Source organism: Oceanobacillus timonensis, from assembly GCF_900166635.1.
Classification (GTDB): Bacteria; Bacillota; Bacilli; order Bacillales; family Amphibacillaceae; genus Oceanobacillus; species Oceanobacillus timonensis.
This window is the reverse complement of the sequence record NZ_LT800497.1, coordinates 3,727,520-3,744,855: the sequence shown is the minus strand read 5'-3', so window position 1 is coordinate 3,744,855 and position 17,336 is coordinate 3,727,520. Positions and strand designations below refer to the sequence as shown.

Sequence of the window (17,336 nt, the reverse complement as noted above, 5' to 3'; positions counted from 1 at the left end):
TTCTGCTTATGATACCAGTGTTTACGGGTGTTTGTAAATAGAAATGTGTAAAATATGTGTAAAACGAATCACATTGTGGAAAAAATACGAGTCGCCTTATCTCTATCGACGTATCTTTTTTCTTTAAGCAGATGAGTGTAAACCCGAATTGTAGTATCGACATCAGAGTGTCCTAGCTGTTCGGAAATATATTGTATAGATACATCCTTGTACAGCAATACCGAGGCATAAGTATGTCTCAACCCGTGTATAGAAACGCCGTCAAGTTCTAATGATTCAAACAATTTTCTTAACGCTTTGTTCACTCCTGTGTTACTGTAAATTTTATATTTTGAGGCCGGATTGAAAAATACGAGCTGGTGTATATTTTCAGGTACTTCTTCAAAGAATTTTTTAAATACCTTCATGGTCCGAGGGTCCATGTTTATGACACGGTTAGAGCTTTCAGTCTTTGTGATTCGCACTCCGTTTTCAGTCGTTGGCAAATAGCCCCACGATTTATTGACATCAATCGTATTATTAACAAAATCAAAGTCTTTTCTGGTTAAGGCCGCCATCTCCGCAAACCGCATGCCCGATGTCAAAGCCAGCAGAATAATATAATAAACCGAACGGTGTTCTTTTTCCAGGTAGTCAAATAGTGCGTGTAATAGCGTTTGACTTTCACTGTATTGCAAGTGCTTCTCTATTGCCCGTTTACCATCTTTTCCCGACAAAACTACTTTACGCGTGAAATCGATATGAATAATCCCATCGTCCATCGCATCGCGCACGCAGGCTCTAATATGAGAATTCACTTTCTTTACCGTTTCTCTAGAATAGCTCTCACCTAACTTGTTAATAAATGCTTGATATTCATTATAATTAATGTGTTGTAGCGGCGTATCTTGAAAATACTCTTTTATATAGTTCAGCGTGTAATCGTATAGTTGTCTTGTCCCTTTTGAAACATGGTTTTTATAAAGGTTAGCCCATTGCTCGAAATATTCATCGATCGGTTCTAATTTTAAATGGACGGGCATCCCTCTGTTCATCTTGTTTTCTATTTCCGCAGCTGCAATTTGAGCTTCTTTTTTTGTTCGGAAGCCACTTTTGCGTATAGGTTTAGATTTACCGTTCACCATTCTACTGATAGTATACTGCCATGTTTTGCCGCGCTTAGTGAAGCTAGCCATCATACCCCTCCTCTTATAGAATATATGTTCTTTCTAAGGGTAAAATTTTTTCTTTAGAAGCTGTTCAGGGATGCCATATTCTTCTGTAGCTTCTTCTATCGTTATCGGATATGGTTCATTTTCATTAAATAACAGCTCTAACATAAATTCGTTAGCTTCTATTTCATACTTATCTGTTATTTGATAAGTATTTGAATTTAAAAAGGCTGCATTAAGTTCTGAATGTAATATAATGTGTCCTAATTCGTGTGCACAAGTCGTTTTTTGTTTTTCGTAAGATAAATCTTCATTTATAAGTATAGCGGCTGTTCTATACAAACGGCTGAAAAAACCCTTTCTTGATTTCCCTAAGGGCATATAAATTATATCGATTCCCATAACCCTACAAATTTCAAATGGATCTCTAGAACCATACTTATCAACTAACTGATTGACTTTCTTTTCTATATTCAAGCAATCATTCCCTTACCGGTATTTCTTTGGTGTAAACTTTTTCTTAGCCATTCTTTTATGCGAACGTATTGCGACCCGCATAGCAGAAACAAACATTTCATAATCTTCCTTGTCGGATTCGTCAGGTACTTCACCATCAAATGCAGCAAATCCAAAGTTGCTCTCGGAGTTTTTAAGAATACGTTCAAGCTCTTCTTCAACTTCTTTTTCATCTTGTTCTGTTAAATCGTAGTAGCGTTTTTTATCTGTACGACCTAATAAGTAATCAGTGGATACGTCAAAAAAGTCTGCTACTTTCGTAAGATTGCTACCTTTGGGAGTATTTTTCTTCCAAGAATATAAAGTGTTTTTGCTTAATCCTATTTTTTCTTCTAATTTATTTACCGATAGTCCTTGTTCATCACAAAGTTTTTTTAAACGATCGAAAGCTGTCATATCAACTTTTCCTTTCATTATTCACCTAACATTTTAAAACTAGTTTTATTTTTGTGTTGACTTTTAAAACTAGATTTAATATACTCTAGGTAAGCTATTTGATTAGCAAAAAAGACAATAAAAAATACGACCTATCTAAATACATTTTTTCGCTGGGGAGCTGACAAAATGTGAAATTACAGGCTTTTTATAATCTTATTTAGCTATGTCTATATATTAAAACTAGTTTTAATATTTGTCAATAACTTTCGCTAGTTAATTAGCTTTTAATTTAAATTAATGCGCTGTGATACCGAGCCGACGACGGTATATTATGTACAGATTAAATAGCTAATAAAGGGAGTGGAGAAGGTGGAGAAAAATTATCTGACAGATGGAATGGAATTCATGTTTAAAGATACAGACCGTAGATTAGCAAATGTTTACCTAAATTCTTATCACTATATCGCAGAAAAAGTTTCTGAAGATATAGAAAATGGTAATTTCGCTGAAGCTGTAGAACTCTATAAGAACCTTACGTTTACGTTAGAGAGGTTGCAAGAATTGAAAGAACATAAAAGAAATAAAGAACTAGCACCGGAGTTAAACAAGAAACGCGAAGTGATTGAAACGGATAAAACAGTATATATCGATGGCTTTGTTGTTGAATATGTTCTAGAAGATTCTGTTAAAACGGAAGCCTTTGGCGAAGATGTTATTGTTACATTCTCATTTCTCGCCAAAGACTTCAAAGATTGTTTAAAAAAATCACCAAAGTAAATTAGAAATCGCTTTAGATACAGATTGCGGATTCAAAGGGAGACCTTCTTCTTTAAGAATAGCTTTTAGTCTTTCCTTGAATTCTGGCTTTTCTACAGCAGATAAATACTGGTGACCGAAAGTTGATAATCCTTTAAACGAATATGGGTCTTCTTCTTTTACCGGTAATTTTTCGCCTTTGATAAGACCGTCATCTAATAAGTTATCAACTGTCTCAAAAATAGACTCAATCAATAAATCATCTGCAATTCCGTTCGAACGCATTTTCTTGATGTATTCGTCATAGGTTAAGGATTTTATCAACTCTTTTCTGTTACCAGGTTTATCATCTCTAACAGATTTTAGAATGGATTGGTAAAGCGCGAAATAATCGATCACATTCTCGCCTCCCTTCGTGGGAGATTGTACCAAAATATATAATTTAATTCAATATATTGAGTTAAAAAGAAAGGTTTCAACTATATGTTGTGGTTTGAGATTGAAGAAATTATGAAAGAAAAAGGGTTTACTCAATATAAGCTAGCAAAAAAGGCTGGTGTAGGAACAAATACAATCACTTATTTGAAGAATGGCAAAATTAAAAAACCTAGTTTTGAATTAGTGTGCAAGATAGCAGATGCATTAGAGGTTTCATTAGAGGATTTAAGAAAGGAGCAATCTAAATGAACGAATTACTAAAAACAGACGTTAAAATGACAAGTTTGGATATTGCGGAGATTGTAGGTAAAGAGCACAAGAATGTGATGCGTGATATTCGTAATGAAATTGAGGACTTGGGGAACGAATCCGCCCAGCTCATTTTTGAGCCCGGCTCTTATAAAGATAAGAATAATCAAAAGAGACCTTATTACGAATTCGGTAAAGATGGAGCTATGCAACTTGCTTTAAAGTATGATGCTAAAACTCGATTCAGAGTCATTAAGCGAATAGAAGAATTAGAAAATGCACAGCAACCTTATAAACTTCCAGGAAATTATAAAGAAGCACTTATTCAATTAGTTGAATCAGAGGAAGAAAAAGAAAAACTAGAAACACAAAACAGTATGCTTGTACAACAAAACAATGAGCTACAGCCTAAAGCGGACTACACAGACAAGATACTGAAAAGTAAAGGAACCGTCACAATCGGTCAGATAGCAAAAGACTATGGGATGTCTGCCCAATCAATGAATAAGAAATTGCATGAATTAAGAATTCAGTATAAACAAGGTGACCAATGGCTTCTTTATAGCAAGTACCAAGACAAAGGATATACTCATTCGAACACAATTGATATTACAAGGAAAGATGGGACACCAGACGTGACCATGAATACAAAGTGGACTCAAAAAGGAAGATTGTTTCTCTATGAATTACTGAAAGAAAACGAAATTATTCCAATTATTGAACAGGAGGTTGAATAAAATGCCAGAGGATTTAAGTATTAGAGTTCGTTCTGAACTCTATAAAAGAAAAATGAAACACGCTGAATTAGCAGAGATGTTGGGGATTTCCGGTCCGTATTTGAGTGACATTCTTAACGGGAAAAGAAACGGCCCGAAAGCTCAAGAACATGTAAAGCATATCCGAAAAATTTTAGGTATTTAAGTGAGGTGGAAAAATGCAACAATTCAACGTTAATCTATCGGTTCCGGTCCCTGATGACCAAGTTGTGATTAGCAAGATTGAATTAGAGAATCTTCAAAACCAATCATTATCTGGAGTGTATTGGACCATGAAAGATTTAGAGGAGAAAGTCGGAAGGAAACAAGTTTGGATAAAAGAGAACATTTTGTATCCGACTCATTTCAAAAAGATTCTCGATGTAGAAAATGGCGGCTTCGTTTATTATCCGAAATCAAAAGGACAAACTTGGAGTTTTCAAGCAAGCAAGATGGCAGATTTCTTGGACAAAAATTTTAAAGATATTTTTAGAGGAGAGTGAACCATGTACACAAATGACATTAACGAAAGATTAAAACAACAAAGTGCATGTTTTATAGATTGTTGCATGTCAGGAATGCAAGCCATTGAAAATGGAGAGTTTGAAAAATCTGATCAATTCTATAAAGATGCACAAAACTCTTTAAACGCACTAAGAAACATTGGAGAGGAAAGCAAGAGTATTGCCGTGCAGTCGTTAATCGACAATATCAATAAGTCGCACGGCGAGTTCCTGAGGTCCCGCATATGAGCGAACGATTTTACAAATGGTTGCACACCATCGGTTTTATCGGAGCAATGACGTTTCTTTATTACATGTTAATTAATGTTTAGGAGGGTGATTATGGAACATTCAATTGAAATTCTTAAATCGGATATGCATTCGGAATTGGAATTGCTTCAAGGTGTCGTATCGCAGGATATTTTATTGGAAAAGATACAGGCTTATGTGGACGCAATTAATATCTTGGAACTGTATATGTATGACAGAAAAGAAACTCATATAGAAGATGTTCTTTACTGATTAAAGGAGGTAATCAAATGAAAATCAAAGCAGGAGCATGGCAGTCATTAAAATACGATCATAAAGAAATTCTTGTAAAACTTTGGTATGACAAAACACAAAGAAAGGGTGCTTAACATGGATTTAGAACATCCGGATATCACAAGAGTAAGACGCACAGGCTCTCCATACAGCGAGCGGAGGCAAATGTACGTTACAGATGGTCTCGGAAATGATGTTCATAGTGGGGATGAGATATTAAAACTTGATGACGAGTTTTATCTTGTGGACGAGTTGTCTGCAGACGCAAGAGAAATATTGGAACAACTTGGAGCAGGGTACGAAATTGCAAAATAGGAGGACTAAACATGCTTACAGGATATTTTGATGGTAATGGAAACGAATTAAAAATCGGAGACAAATGGGAATATCTCAACGTTATTTACACAGTGATTGATGATGGAAACATTTATTTCGAACATCCAAGTCATTCAGCAAGATCTGATGACAATATCGAGATTGAACACTCCTGGAGGGGAGAAGTTGTTGCAAAATAAAAACCTTACTTGTTTTGCAGAACAAATAAGGTCATCAACACAAATTTAATTATGTGCCTATTATACGGCACTCGGGAGGATTTAGCAATGAGCGACACGGTAGATATGATGCTTGAAGGATTTTCATGCGAACAATGCGGCTCTTTAATAGACGGGGAAGAAACAGGATTTCCCCGTAGCTGTGAGGATTGCGAATGAAGGAGGCGAGGATATTTGAGTGATGAGAGGTCTTTGAACCACCTGAAAGCATTCAGAAAGATACACAAACTATCTCAAAAAGACATAGCGGATAAAGTCGGAGTATCAGTTTCGTTTTATTCAAAAATTGAAGGTGGGTTTAAATATCCAAGTTATCAATTTCTGAAGAAGTTAAAAGAAACTTTTGGTGATGAAGTTGATATGAATGATTTCTTTTAAAAACCCTGTCAATACCACTTATATCGACAGGGTGCACGAATTGATAAAAATTGAACCTATAAAGTGGATTAGGCCCCAGTCCTTTCGTTGTACATGCGCCAACGCAAACGCTGGTAGACCAGGTAATCATTCCCTTAAATAGACGTTACCGAGAAAAGTTCCATCCTGTTTGCCCGTTTAGTTCGGTCCCAACTCTATACGTTAGGCTCTGCCCCTAAACGTCGTGACAACAGGCAGTTCTCGCATCCATAACATCTATTACTACTCATTGATTGAACTCAGTTGGAAGCCTCGTTCTCTCGACGGAAGGTTCAGATTATCAAAGATCAGCGTAGTTCAAAAATGTGGACAAAATGACCACTCCCGTCTAAAAGGTTTGAACAACTAAATTATAACAACTTTATCACTATAAGTGAATAACTAATGAAGAATCGGAGGTCTTAAATAATGGCTAAAAACACAATCGAAATGAGCCATCAAGAATGGCTCCAGGAACGAACAAAGGGGATTGGCGGAAGTGATTCCTCTGTCATATTAGGTTTTAATCCTTGGAAATCACCGTTTGAACTATATATGGATAAAACAGGTGGCAGAGTTGAAGAAATTGACAATGAAGCTATCTATTGGGGCAATGCTTTGGAGGATAAAGTAGCTCAACGATTTATGGAATTGACGGGTAAGAAAGTACGGCGGCGCAATCAGATGTTCAAACATCCTGAATATGATTTTATGATGGCAAACATTGATCGTGACGTAATTGGAGAAAAAGCATTGCTTGAGTGTAAAACAACTAACGCATTCAACGCAGAGGCTTGGGAGGGTGAACAAATTCCCCCAGCTTATATCTGTCAATTGCAACATTATATGGCTGTTCTGGATTATGAGAAAGCATATATAGCTGTTTTGATTGGCGGCCAGAAGTTCGTTTGGAAAGAGGTGGACAGGGATGATGACTTCATTGAAATGATGATTGAACAAGAAAAACAGTTCTGGGAGGAACATGTGCTAAAGGAAATTCCGCCAGAGATTGATGGTAGTGAGTCTGCTAGTGAATTGCTTAATAAGATGTACCCGGAAGATAACGGAGAAACAATCATGTTGAAATCTGATAATGCCGAAATGCTTATCGAAGCAATTGAGAGTATCAAAGCAGAGGTAAAGGATAAACAACAGCTGCAGAAAGAGTATGAAAATAAATTAAAACTCATGATGGGGGATGCTCAATTAGGGGTAACTCCAAGATACGAAATAAAATTGAAATCTTTCTCTCAAAATCGATTGGACAGCAAAACATTAAAGAAGGACTTGCCAAAGATTGCTGAAAAGTACACCAATCAAACAACAGGAAGAAGATTAACTATAAAACAAATTGAACAGGAGGCTATTTAAATGGCTACAGCAGAAGAAATGAAAAATCAAATGGCAACAAAGAAAAATAATGGTGGTGCTGTCGCAAAAGACAAGCCCAAAACTATCGAGGATTATCTAAAACAAATGGCTCCAGCGATGTCACAGGCTCTACCTAAACACATGGATGTAGATAGATTATTACGACTGACAATGACAACTATCAGAACGACACCAGAATTAAAACAAGCAGATCCAGGCAGTTTGTTAGGCGGAGTGATGCAAGCGGCGCAATTAGGGCTAGAACCAGGTCTCTTGGGCCAGTGTTATCTGTTGCCTTTCAAAAACAATAAAAAAGGCATCACAGAGGTGCAATTTATTATTGGTTATAAAGGGATGATTGATCTAGCGAGAAGGTCCGGTCATATTCAGTCTATTTATGCACACGCAGTATATGAAAATGATTCCTTTGAATATGAGTTAGGTCTTAATCCAACTTTGAAACACACTCCAACAATGGATGGGGATAAAGGAGATTTCATTGGTTCTTATGCAGTAGCTCATTTCAAAGATGGCGGTTATCAAATGGAATTCATGCCAAAAGCGGAGATTGAAAAACGTCGCACGTCTAGTCCTGGAGGGCGTTCAAAATATAGTCCTTGGAACAATTTTTATGAGGAAATGGCTAATAAAACAGTTATTCGTCACATGTGGAAGTATCTTCCTATTAGCGTAGAGTTGCAACAACAAGTGGCTCATGATGAAGGAACGGCAAAGAGTGCTAAAGACATCACTCCAGAAGATGATATTTTCATTGATGCTCCAGATTATATCAATGCAGAAGCTACAGAAGAAATGGGAGCAGATGAAAGTACAGAAGATAACGGACAAACTGAAGCAAATTTTGATGTAAATGCATAACAAAAGCAACGTATTGCTCCCGGAATCACTCTGGGAGCAATCAAAAAACGAACAGGAGCTAAAACAGCGCATCCTACAGTATATGCAGCGTTATCCCGGATATACCGTTTTAGAAGTAAAAGGCAGATTTGCTATATGCCAGATACCAAGATAGGAGTGATTGGATGGAGAAGGTTAGTTTGACGCAAGAACAATTGGAAAAAATCGAAAGTGAATTAGACGGAACAGCAAGGAGTGAAGTTAAATTATTAGCTAGGCACACCAAATGTGTGGTTGTAGATGATAATGACACATGGATTAACGACTACAAATGCTTAAACAAAATATCCGTAGAAGATATGGCAAAGATTTTATTCGTTCCAGGTAGCTACGAGGTTATACCTCAATTCAAGGTTGGAGAATGGGTTCGTCATGATGATGGTGAAGTAGGAAAAATCACAAAAATAGAAGAATCATCGGGTCAAACTCTGATTTTTATTGATATTGAAGATATTAAGCGAATGTACTTTTGGGAAGAAAAATATATTTGCGATCCGGAACGCTTTTTCAGACACGCCACACCAGAAGAAATCCAACAAGAAAAGAAACGTCGGTTTTGGGACAGAATCGGAAGAAAAGAAGATGAATACAAGGAAGATGATTTTATCGTTGACGAACATGGAGATTACGGATTTATCGAGTCAAAGAAAACTACTGATATTTATAGGGTGAGAATGATTCGATCCAATCAATCTGTAGTAACTCATTTTGAAGAAATGCGTCTGGTGACCAAAGCAGATGAGAGATTAGATAAGTAATTTTAACAAGGAGAAGTGATTGAGAATGGCTAAATTCAGAATGGTTCATACGGAGTTTTGGGATGACCCGAAGGTAGTTGAAGAAATGACGCCAGAAGATAAATATTTCTTCTTGTATCTCTTGACCAATTCAAATACAACGCAGATAGGAATTTATCAGATTACAAAAAAACAGATGGCTTTTGATTTGGGGTATTCCATGGAAAGTGTCAATTCCCTCATGGAACGATTCGTTAATCATCATAGATTGGTTGTTTATAACTCAGATACAAGAGAATTAGCGATTAAAAATTGGGGACGATACAACTTCAACCGCGGAGGAAAACCTGTACTCGATTGTGTTTCTTCTGAATTGAAATTAGTCAAAGATCAATCACTTATTCCTTTTGTGTCTGAGCGTATAGAACGCAGTGAAATCAAGGCTTTATACGATACGCACGACGAGTCGTATAACGATACGTCCACGATAAGGGGACAAGAAGAAGAAAAAGAAGAAGAAGAAGAAAAAGAAAAAGAATATAACCATGTCCGTGCTCTTTTCGAGCACTATCTTTCAAAAAATATCATTCAACATAAAAATATTACAAGCGCAATGAAATCAGCAGTAAACGCTAGATTAAAAGATTACTCTTATGAACAGCTTATTCAAGTAATCGATAATTATGCAACAGTTTATAAAAGCGATGTCCATTGGTTTACGCAAAAATATGCCTTTGCAGATCTTATGAGAGACAAAGATGTTCGCAAGTTTATTGATGAGGCAGAACCATTGAACAACTTTGCTAAAAGGGGAGCGAATTATAATGCAACATCTGGGAACGGCAATACAGGAAGTAATGGCTCGGGCGGAAGCTATGAGCAAGCAAAGCGAGAACTCGAACTCGCAAACAGAGCATTCGGCAGACATTAATTGCCCGGACTGCAACGACACTGGATTCATCATTGAGAAAAAAGAACAGACACAACCTAATGGCGAGGTTGTTCTAAAAGACTTGGGAAGACAATGCCATTGCGTACGAAAAAAAGCTTTAAAGAATGCTTTCAAAAATGCGCTGATTCCAGATGAATTTAAAAACGCCCGGTTTGATAACTACGAAATAAATACAGATGCACAGCAGACGTTATTTGACGCAATTAAAGAGTATTTAAAAGACTTCCCGAACATTATCGAAGATGAATCAGAGCGAAATAGCTTAGGCTTTATTGCTGCATTTGGGGAAACTCGAATCAGATCATTACAAGGTGAAGCGAAATACCAAGCGAAAGAGGACCATAACAATTTTGGTTTAGGGAAGACGCATCTTCAAATGGCGGCTGCGAAATGGATTCTTAACCGTATTCGGGTCCGTGATGACATTGAAATGAATGCAGAGACCAATAAAAGATTTAATTTGGATTTAAATACAAAATCAAAATTCGATAGAGGTTGCCAGGTGCTTTGTGTATCAGACATCACATTCATGGATGATCTAACCAGCGCTAAAATGGCTGGTGATGGTGGCGAGACATTCAAAAATTTGCTGCATAACGCCATTAATGTGGACGTGCTTATCTGGGATGACCTAGGGAAAGCAAAGTATTCCGAATCAAAAGAAGGGCTTTACTACCAAATTATCAATGAGCGGTACTTGCATAAGCGTCCGATTATTTTTAGTTCAAACGAGGATAAGGGTACTTTGAGCGAAAAGATAGGCTATGCAGCATCTAGTAGGTTACTAGGGATGTGCGGAGATAGATTATATGCCGTTGAGGGCGAAGATTATAGATTGCGAAGAGGTGCTTGAATAATGAGTCAGATAAAACCAATAAGAACAGGACAAAATTTAGTTCTTGCGGTTATAGAAAGAAATCTAGCAAAAGGCTACTTCTCGGAAAAAGAAATCAATTGGCTGATAAAAGAACTAAAAAAGACGCAAGAACAATTAGATCGTCAAATACAGCATGAAGAATATTTGCTTGAAGAATTAAAAAAACGAGGTTGGCCAGAAGACATATTTTGAATTGGAGGAATGAGCATGTTTATTGAATTGAATTCCTGGCACACAGGATTAAAAACATTGATTAATTTGAATCTAATAACTGATATAGACTCGGATAAAAACGGAAGAGTGGTTATTACATTTGCAGAAAACAACTTTATTTATATCGAAGATTCCTACGATGAAATCAAAAACATTCTATCGAGAGAGGGCGTGCTGGTATGAACATGAAATCAGTAATGACATTTGACTCAAACGATACGGACGAGCAGACAGTAACCAAATTCATGGACTGGATGCGTGATAATCATAGTGCTGTTGGGGATAAGGCAGTGCCAGGAGTTAAGGAGACGCAAGAATATCTTAGGAGGTATGCGTGATGCGGGAGATTAAGTTTCGTGCTTGGAACAAAGCATTAAACACAATGGCTGACAGTGAAAATATTGGTGGTGCTCTTGGCAGTCTACTAGTAGCAACCAACTATCAAGGAATTGAAGATTTTATATTCATGCAATACACCGGATTGAAGGACAAGAACGGTAAGGAAATTTGTGAAGGGGATATATTAACTGACCATGGAGAAGAAGGTCCGTTATATGTCGAATATTTAAACGATCATGCCTCATTTGTATTCGTTGATAAATTTGACCCTTTCGGAATATCAACTTATACAACAATCCAAATTAGTTATGAGCAATTTGAAGTCATCGGAAACATTTACGAAGACAGTCACTTGCTGGAAGGTGCAACCAATGGGAGCAGTTAAATTTAAGACTAATGGCAAGCAAATACCTTTGATCCCGTTAAATGGACAAAATGACTTTATCTTTGAAGATGATGAACTTGCTTTCTTTCCTGGGCAACTATCACGTATTGCGGATTTATATAACGGCGGAATGGATGTACCGGAAATAGCTGATGCGGAGGATAGGACGATTAAGGAAATATTGCTTGCATTAATTGATCTGGCTTATAAAGAACAAATCACTCGACCACTTGCTTATATCTATTGAAATTAGTAACGAGAGATACCTTATTTAAAGAGATTAACAGATTCGAGACTAGATATACTCATAAGTGTTAAAACGTCTCAGAAATGGCTTATTTTGATTGGAGGGATTAGGTGAAACAAAAGATATTAGATGCTGGATTGGCTGTTTTGTTGGTTGGGGCTGTTATTGCAATGGTTTACATGGCTAATGCGGTGAAGGAAGTGCATGCGGAGAATGAGCAGTTAAAGCAGGAAAATGCTGATTTGCTATTGGATAACATCAATTTGGAAATTGATTTAGATAACATTACTGATGCTTATTGGCAGTTGAGTAATCGGTTGGAGAGGAATCAAACAGAATGAAATCCATTGAATTGTTTGCAGGTATTGGAGGAGTTAGTCTTGCTGCTGAATGGGCAGGTATTGAGACAGTTGCATTTTGTGAAAGAGAGCCATTCTGCCAGAAAGTGTTACAGAAACATTGGCCTGATGTACCGATATTTGATGATGTGAAAACATTTAATAAACAAGCATTAATTGATGGAGGTGTAGACGTTGGAACAATTGACATTATTTCCGGGGGGTTCCCTTGCCAGCCTTACAGTATTGCCGGGAAGCGAAGAGGCACGGAAGATGACCGCGACCTCTGGCCAGAAATGTTTAGGATCATCGAAGAAATTAGACCCATTTGGGTTGTTGGAGAAAATGTTGCTAACTTCGTCAACATGGAGCTCGACAGAACGCTTTCTGACTTGGAAAGCATCGGTTACACCGGGGGGGCGTTTGTTATACCGGCTGCAGGTGTCGGTGCCAAACACAAAAGGGAACGAACCTTCATCGTGGCTTACTCCAACGACAGCAGATGTGTACACCGACAAGCTGAAAAGCAGTCAGCAGAAAGAGGGGAGCATGCACAGTGTGAACCTATCACAATCTGCGCAAATGTGGCCGACACCAACTGCGAGCGATGCATGGAATACGAGAGACAGCAGGAAGAGATTCAACAAGGAGGGAACCAAGAATTACAACGAGAAGAAGGCGAAAAATCCTTCCTGCAACAATTTATATACAGCTGTAACGAAATTATGGCCGACTCCAGTTGCAAGGGATTATCGGGGAGCAAGGACACCGGAAAAACTAAAAGAAAAGGGACGCAGCCTGAACAACAGTCTGCCAGACGCTATCCGGGCGGAGACTACTGGGCAATTGAACCCGATGTGGGTCGAGTGGCTAATGGGGTTTCCGATCGGGTGGACAGAATTAGAGGATTAGGAAATGCAGTAGTACCACAGCAAATATATCCGATATTTAAAGCAATAAAAATGATACACGAGGAAATGATCTAACCTCATAAATGTTCGAGGAATTAAGCTAACTAAGGAGTGAATTGTGATGGATGAAAGACTGGAAGAATTTTCAGATTATATCAATAGTGGTAATGGTATTCCGCGCCACAGAATTACTCAAGAAAATTTAAAGTGGCTTATCCAACAAGCTGAAAAGGCACAAGCTCTGAAAGAAGATAACGAACGCTTAAAACAAGAAATTCGGGGTTATTCATCACAGTTATTTTATTTAACAAGCAGATGCTACGTGATAGCTCATGAAGGCAGACATTTAACCAATAAAATGATGGAAGGTGGAGAATAACAATGGATGACCAATTAAAATCCATCATCGAATGGAGAAAATCTATATATGAGCGTGCCCATCAAGGAAAACTGGTCAGCTTTAATATTGATCCAGATGATTTGAAGTATTTGATTGATAAAGCTAAACAGGCTGATGCATGGCAGTTCGCTTTTCAGCTGAGAACAGATAAAAACAGAAAATTATACGCACAAAGCAGGCAATATAAACACGGACTTATCATTGCGCGTGGATATATAAATAAGATTCCGTTTCCGGATGAACACACAAAAGGCATCCTGCAAGATATTGATGATGCATTAAATGGGGAGCTACTCGATGATTAAAATCTGCGTCAGAGAATCCACTTATAAAAATAGTGAAGGCGATAAATTACAGGTGGTCGAGACGTTTAACAGCAAAGTCAAAAACTATGATTATATTATTTTTAAATAGGAGTGAATCAGAATGAATTTAGATGATTTAACACAACAAATCAGAGTATGGGCAATGAAAAAAGGACTGGATAAAGCAGCGCCAGAGAAACAGATGTTAAAAGTCACGGAAGAGATTGGTGAGTTAGCGCAGGGTTTAGCTAAAGGAAATGAGGAACAAATTATGGATTCCATTGGTGATGGTTTTGTTACTTTAACTATTCTTGCACAACAAAAAGGCTGGTTGATTGAGGATTGTGTTGGTCTGGCATATTCAGAGATTGCAGGCAGGGAAGGCGAGATGGTTAACGGTGTGTTTGTTAAAGAAAGTGATTTGCAATGAATAAAAAACGACAAGCCATATGGGATAAATCTGGCGGTAAGTGTTGGTACTGTGGTAGTGATTTACCGGAGAAAGGATGGCATGCAGACCATTTTGAACCGATACAGCGTAACTGGTGGGATGGAACATGTGAGCATCCAGAGTTGGATACAGAAGATAATAAAGTGCCGGCATGTGCTTCCTGCAACCTCAATAAGCATTCAATGCCATTGGAAAGCTGGCGGAAGATTATTCAGGGATATGTTTTTAGTTTAAATAGAGATTCGACTCAGTACAGGCTGGCTAAGCGCTATGGATTGATACAGGAAACAGATGTAAAGGTTACATTTTGGTTTGAAAAGCATGGATGCGAAGAAGGGAAGCCCTTTAGTGAGGAGTGATTGATATGAGCATGAGAGCCGTTAGCAGAGTGAGACACGCCGATAAACGAAAATGTCTGATGTTGTGTATCGATAAAGAGCGGTCGGGGTTTGAGTGTGTGCGCCCTATCGAGTATATAGGCTCACACGAGAAGGTTTTTAACAAGAAAGGGCAATTTATCGCGACGATTGAAGATGGCTATTACGAGGCCGTTTATGTGAAGGAGAGAGGGTGATGATTAAATTCGTAATTCCATTAAAGCCTGTTCCGGCCGTCAGAATGACTCAAAAAAGCATGTATGCTAATAAATACGCTAAGCGTTATCTCCAGTATAAAAAGCAAGTCTCCTGGATAGCTAAGGCAAGCATGAAAACGCAGCCGATTGATGGGGATGTAGGTGTTAAATTAACACATTATGCGCATGGTAATAGGGCTGATATTGATAACCTATTCAAGGGAGTAACAGACGCTCTTAACAAGGTCGTATATAACGATGACAGGCAAGTCAAGCACATGGAATCTAGTATTATAAAGTGTGGAAAAGAGGAAGAACGCACAGAGGTTGAGGTGTACAGATTGGAGGGTGTTAAGTGATGGAAATTATATACGCTCATCCGTGGTGGACAACTGTTTGGATAATATTAATCGTTATGGGCATTTCAATAATTAAGGAACAAGGGTGATTGTGTGGAAACAAGCAAAGTAGAAATCAATCTGAGGGAAGATGCTGTTCTTGTGGTGAAGAACGGTGAAATAGAAAAAGTACCAAAGCCAGACAGCGGTTTCGGGGAGACGAGTATTACGTGGCAGAACGGAAAGATTCATGCCAAGAAGGTTAGTTATACGATGAAATGAGGTGAATATATGAGGTTTATTGAAGCGCTCTGTTTATATCGCCATTTCAAAGGCGGATTATATTATGTTATCGGCATTGCAGGAGACCATGAAACATTTGACGAATTTGTTGTTTATCATTCTATTGAAGGCGACTGTGAAATGTTTATAAGACCAATAAATGACTTTTTATCAGAAGTTCCAAACGGTAGGGAAAATCCGACAATGCAGAAATATCGATTTGAACGGATTGAAAAGATATAAAGAAATACAAGCATAACTAAATAACAAGCTACTGAAACAATCAGGGCAGATTTGGATTTGAGGGAATCCAGTCTGTCCTTTTTTATTTGAGGGGAGTCGGTGAAATGTACAAAATCCTATGGAAAATAAGCCCATACAGACGCGACAAACGCACGGGAGTATTAAACCCTGTTAGGCCTAGTAAATACTACAAAGAACTGCTGAGAGGGGCTGGAATTAATGAATAACAAGCAAATCAAAACTGAAGTGATAAATGACCGAAAAATGGTTTGGTGGAGTGAAGAAATATACGGCGGAGAACTAATGGGTATGAGGATGTTAAGAAAGAAATCATTAAAAGAAATGGAAAAGGTAACAGGTGTTCCGGCAGATAATTTAAAAGTAATAGAGAAAGATGATGCCGTTCCTGCCCCTCCACCAATAGCAGGGATATATATGCAATATTTATCGTGCACAACGCATCACGTCAATCAATTCAGAGAGATACTGAGTGGAAAAAAAGAAACATTCAAAGAAGGCAGGTATATCAGTGCCAATTTAAAGAAGCAAGTATATGAGAAATGCAGCAATAAGTGCACTTCTTGCGGAGCGAACGATAATCTTCATATTCATCACGTGAAAGAATTTGCGAAAGGTGGTACCACGGATATAGATAACCTCATCCTGTTATGCCAAGGTTGTCACGCTGATAATCACAAAGATAACAATGCTTATTACATGCTGAAGAAAGGTGCTGAATCAAATGAATAAGCACGAAATACATGAAACAATTAAAAATTATCGTTGGATGATGAAATTGCTGATTAATAAACGCCTGGAAAATGTTGAACAAACTAATACTCTTGTATCTAAATACGGTATCGAAGCGACTATGCCCAAAGCGCAAGGAAGTACTAGTGACCCTGTTTATCAAGAAATAATAAGGATGGAGAAGCACGAAAGGAAAACGAAAAAAATAAGAAATAAAATCATTTTGATTCAAAAGCACTCTGCAGCAGTTAAAAATGAGCGTGACCAATTAATACTTGATGAATTGTTGGACGGCAAACCCTTAAGAGAGATTGCGATTGAAATGGATATGTCTTTATCCGCAGTTAATCGAAGAAAAATCAATATAGTTAATCAAATATATTCGTCGATACAAGCGGAACAAATGGCACAAACGGAACAAAAAGAAAGAATTTGTAACTAGGAAATCCTTTACTGTAAACTGGAT

General features: G+C 37.7%; 35 protein-coding genes. 31 read left to right on the top strand and 4 right to left on the bottom strand.

The features are described from left to right. Window positions 1-68: 68 nt before the first annotated feature. Genes B7E05_RS18525 through B7E05_RS18515 form a run of 3 tightly spaced genes read right to left on the bottom strand, consistent with a single transcriptional unit; the run spans window position 69 to window position 2,063 of the window. Window positions 69-1,175 carry a site-specific integrase gene (locus B7E05_RS18525; RefSeq protein WP_080875591.1) on the bottom strand — a complete coding sequence of 369 codons (1,107 nt, stop codon included), beginning with the start codon at window positions 1,173-1,175 and terminating at the stop codon, window positions 69-71. Between the two features lie 33 nt (window positions 1,176-1,208). Beyond that, entirely contained in the window at window positions 1,209-1,628 is a 420-nt protein-coding gene (locus B7E05_RS18520; RefSeq protein WP_080875590.1) for an ImmA/IrrE family metallo-endopeptidase, read from the bottom strand. A 12-nt stretch (window positions 1,629-1,640) separates the two neighbouring features. Further along, window positions 1,641-2,063 carry a helix-turn-helix domain-containing protein gene (locus B7E05_RS18515; protein ID WP_179134581.1) on the bottom strand — a complete coding sequence of 141 codons (423 nt, stop codon included), beginning with the start codon at window positions 2,061-2,063 and terminating at the stop codon, window positions 1,641-1,643. 351 nt (window positions 2,064-2,414) lie between these two features. On the opposite strand from B7E05_RS18515, the gene B7E05_RS22290 reads away from it, so the two are divergent. After that, complete coding sequence (locus tag B7E05_RS22290) at window positions 2,415-2,822, top strand: hypothetical protein (RefSeq protein ID WP_080875588.1); 408 nt, start codon at window positions 2,415-2,417, stop codon at window positions 2,820-2,822. Here B7E05_RS22290 and B7E05_RS18505 read toward each other — a convergent pair. Beyond that, a complete protein-coding gene (locus B7E05_RS18505) occupies window positions 2,811-3,200 on the bottom strand; it encodes a hypothetical protein (protein WP_080875587.1) in 390 nt (129 codons plus the stop codon). The genes B7E05_RS22290 and B7E05_RS18505 overlap by 12 nt on opposite strands. Before the next feature lie 84 nt (window positions 3,201-3,284). Between B7E05_RS18505 and B7E05_RS18500 the strand changes: the two genes are divergently transcribed. The 30 genes from B7E05_RS18500 to B7E05_RS18355 all read left to right on the top strand — a co-directional run bounded on the left by B7E05_RS18500 (window position 3,285) and on the right by B7E05_RS18355 (window position 17,312). Next, the gene (locus B7E05_RS18500) at window positions 3,285-3,488 is read left to right on the top strand and encodes a helix-turn-helix domain-containing protein (RefSeq protein WP_179134580.1); all 204 of its coding nucleotides are present in this window, start codon (window positions 3,285-3,287) and stop codon (window positions 3,486-3,488) included. After that, window positions 3,485-4,225 (top strand): phage regulatory protein/antirepressor Ant, encoded by a 741-nt coding sequence (locus B7E05_RS18495; RefSeq protein ID WP_080875586.1) that lies wholly within the window; start codon window positions 3,485-3,487, stop codon window positions 4,223-4,225. The genes B7E05_RS18500 and B7E05_RS18495 overlap by 4 nt, the downstream gene beginning before the upstream one ends. A 1-nt stretch (window position 4,226) precedes the next feature. Next, on the top strand, window positions 4,227-4,409 hold the full coding sequence (locus B7E05_RS18490) for a helix-turn-helix domain-containing protein (protein ID WP_080875585.1): 183 nt from the start codon (window positions 4,227-4,229) through the stop codon (window positions 4,407-4,409). 13 nt (window positions 4,410-4,422) lie between these two features. Beyond that, window positions 4,423-4,746 carry a DUF771 domain-containing protein gene (locus B7E05_RS18485; RefSeq protein WP_080875584.1) on the top strand — a complete coding sequence of 108 codons (324 nt, stop codon included), beginning with the start codon at window positions 4,423-4,425 and terminating at the stop codon, window positions 4,744-4,746. A gap of 3 nt (window positions 4,747-4,749) precedes the next feature. Continuing rightward, window positions 4,750-4,995 (top strand): hypothetical protein, encoded by a 246-nt coding sequence (locus B7E05_RS18480; RefSeq protein ID WP_080875583.1) that lies wholly within the window; start codon window positions 4,750-4,752, stop codon window positions 4,993-4,995. Between the two features lie 93 nt (window positions 4,996-5,088). Then, entirely contained in the window at window positions 5,089-5,268 is a 180-nt protein-coding gene (locus B7E05_RS18475; RefSeq protein WP_080875582.1) for a hypothetical protein, read from the top strand. 117 nt (window positions 5,269-5,385) lie between these two features. Then, window positions 5,386-5,604, top strand: a complete 219-nt coding sequence (locus tag B7E05_RS18470) for a hypothetical protein (protein WP_080875581.1) — start codon at window positions 5,386-5,388, stop codon at window positions 5,602-5,604. An 11-nt stretch (window positions 5,605-5,615) separates the two neighbouring features. Then, window positions 5,616-5,804 carry a hypothetical protein gene (locus tag B7E05_RS18465; RefSeq protein ID WP_080875580.1) on the top strand — a complete coding sequence of 63 codons (189 nt, stop codon included), beginning with the start codon at window positions 5,616-5,618 and terminating at the stop codon, window positions 5,802-5,804. 213 nt (window positions 5,805-6,017) lie between these two features. Next, window positions 6,018-6,221 carry a helix-turn-helix domain-containing protein gene (locus B7E05_RS18460; RefSeq protein ID WP_218672704.1) on the top strand — a complete coding sequence of 68 codons (204 nt, stop codon included), beginning with the start codon at window positions 6,018-6,020 and terminating at the stop codon, window positions 6,219-6,221. Between the two features lie 447 nt (window positions 6,222-6,668). Then, window positions 6,669-7,610 (top strand): YqaJ viral recombinase family nuclease, encoded by a 942-nt coding sequence (locus B7E05_RS18455; protein WP_080875579.1) that lies wholly within the window; start codon window positions 6,669-6,671, stop codon window positions 7,608-7,610. Then, complete coding sequence (recT, locus tag B7E05_RS18450; protein ID WP_080875578.1) at window positions 7,611-8,489, top strand: recombination protein RecT; 879 nt, start codon at window positions 7,611-7,613, stop codon at window positions 8,487-8,489. Between the two features lie 164 nt (window positions 8,490-8,653). Beyond that, on the top strand, window positions 8,654-9,286 hold the full coding sequence (locus B7E05_RS18445; RefSeq protein ID WP_080875577.1) for a hypothetical protein: 633 nt from the start codon (window positions 8,654-8,656) through the stop codon (window positions 9,284-9,286). A 25-nt stretch (window positions 9,287-9,311) separates the two neighbouring features. Beyond that, on the top strand, window positions 9,312-10,196 hold the full coding sequence (locus B7E05_RS18440) for a hypothetical protein (protein ID WP_080875576.1): 885 nt from the start codon (window positions 9,312-9,314) through the stop codon (window positions 10,194-10,196). After that, window positions 10,090-11,070, top strand: coding sequence for an ATP-binding protein (locus B7E05_RS18435; RefSeq protein WP_245833160.1), 981 nt, complete (start codon window positions 10,090-10,092; stop codon window positions 11,068-11,070). Before B7E05_RS18440 ends, B7E05_RS18435 begins: the two co-directional genes overlap by 107 nt. A gap of 3 nt (window positions 11,071-11,073) precedes the next feature. Further along, the gene (locus tag B7E05_RS18430; protein ID WP_080875574.1) at window positions 11,074-11,286 is read left to right on the top strand and encodes a hypothetical protein; all 213 of its coding nucleotides are present in this window, start codon (window positions 11,074-11,076) and stop codon (window positions 11,284-11,286) included. 15 nt (window positions 11,287-11,301) lie between these two features. Continuing rightward, window positions 11,302-11,490, top strand: coding sequence for a hypothetical protein (locus B7E05_RS18425; RefSeq protein WP_080875573.1), 189 nt, complete (start codon window positions 11,302-11,304; stop codon window positions 11,488-11,490). A gap of 2 nt (window positions 11,491-11,492) precedes the next feature. After that, window positions 11,493-11,645, top strand: coding sequence for a hypothetical protein (locus B7E05_RS22245; protein ID WP_179134579.1), 153 nt, complete (start codon window positions 11,493-11,495; stop codon window positions 11,643-11,645). After that, window positions 11,645-12,031 (top strand): YopX family protein, encoded by a 387-nt coding sequence (locus B7E05_RS18420; RefSeq protein ID WP_080875572.1) that lies wholly within the window; start codon window positions 11,645-11,647, stop codon window positions 12,029-12,031. Before B7E05_RS22245 ends, B7E05_RS18420 begins: the two co-directional genes overlap by 1 nt. Next, window positions 12,018-12,278, top strand: coding sequence for a hypothetical protein (locus tag B7E05_RS18415; RefSeq protein ID WP_080875571.1), 261 nt, complete (start codon window positions 12,018-12,020; stop codon window positions 12,276-12,278). The genes B7E05_RS18420 and B7E05_RS18415 overlap by 14 nt, the downstream gene beginning before the upstream one ends. Window positions 12,279-12,388: 110 nt before the next feature. After that, window positions 12,389-12,619 carry a hypothetical protein gene (locus B7E05_RS18410; RefSeq protein WP_080875570.1) on the top strand — a complete coding sequence of 77 codons (231 nt, stop codon included), beginning with the start codon at window positions 12,389-12,391 and terminating at the stop codon, window positions 12,617-12,619. After that, complete coding sequence (locus B7E05_RS18405) at window positions 12,616-13,602, top strand: DNA cytosine methyltransferase (RefSeq protein ID WP_080875569.1); 987 nt, start codon at window positions 12,616-12,618, stop codon at window positions 13,600-13,602. Before B7E05_RS18410 ends, B7E05_RS18405 begins: the two co-directional genes overlap by 4 nt. 46 nt (window positions 13,603-13,648) lie before the next feature. Further along, a complete protein-coding gene (locus B7E05_RS18400; RefSeq protein WP_080875568.1) occupies window positions 13,649-13,906 on the top strand; it encodes a hypothetical protein in 258 nt (85 codons plus the stop codon). Window positions 13,907-13,908: 2 nt separating this feature from the next. Beyond that, the gene (locus B7E05_RS18395; RefSeq protein ID WP_080875567.1) at window positions 13,909-14,232 is read left to right on the top strand and encodes a hypothetical protein; all 324 of its coding nucleotides are present in this window, start codon (window positions 13,909-13,911) and stop codon (window positions 14,230-14,232) included. 121 nt (window positions 14,233-14,353) lie between these two features. Next, window positions 14,354-14,662 (top strand): MazG-like family protein, encoded by a 309-nt coding sequence (locus B7E05_RS18390; RefSeq protein WP_080875566.1) that lies wholly within the window; start codon window positions 14,354-14,356, stop codon window positions 14,660-14,662. Next, window positions 14,659-15,042, top strand: a complete 384-nt coding sequence (locus B7E05_RS18385) for an HNH endonuclease (RefSeq protein WP_080875565.1) — start codon at window positions 14,659-14,661, stop codon at window positions 15,040-15,042. The genes B7E05_RS18390 and B7E05_RS18385 overlap by 4 nt, the downstream gene beginning before the upstream one ends. 214 nt (window positions 15,043-15,256) lie before the next feature. Beyond that, complete coding sequence (locus B7E05_RS18375) at window positions 15,257-15,616, top strand: RusA family crossover junction endodeoxyribonuclease (protein ID WP_080875563.1); 360 nt, start codon at window positions 15,257-15,259, stop codon at window positions 15,614-15,616. 93 nt (window positions 15,617-15,709) lie between these two features. Continuing rightward, a complete protein-coding gene (locus B7E05_RS18370) occupies window positions 15,710-15,877 on the top strand; it encodes a DUF3954 domain-containing protein (protein ID WP_080875562.1) in 168 nt (55 codons plus the stop codon). 9 nt (window positions 15,878-15,886) lie between these two features. After that, window positions 15,887-16,120: a DUF1653 domain-containing protein gene (locus B7E05_RS18365; protein WP_080875561.1), complete on the top strand. Its 234-nt coding sequence runs from the start codon at window positions 15,887-15,889 to the stop codon at window positions 16,118-16,120. Window positions 16,121-16,339: 219 nt separating this feature from the next. Next, window positions 16,340-16,870 carry an HNH endonuclease gene (locus B7E05_RS18360; RefSeq protein ID WP_080875560.1) on the top strand — a complete coding sequence of 177 codons (531 nt, stop codon included), beginning with the start codon at window positions 16,340-16,342 and terminating at the stop codon, window positions 16,868-16,870. Next, window positions 16,863-17,312, top strand: a complete 450-nt coding sequence (locus B7E05_RS18355; RefSeq protein WP_080875559.1) for a hypothetical protein — start codon at window positions 16,863-16,865, stop codon at window positions 17,310-17,312. The genes B7E05_RS18360 and B7E05_RS18355 overlap by 8 nt, the downstream gene beginning before the upstream one ends. The last annotated feature ends 24 nt before the right edge of the window (window positions 17,313-17,336 follow it).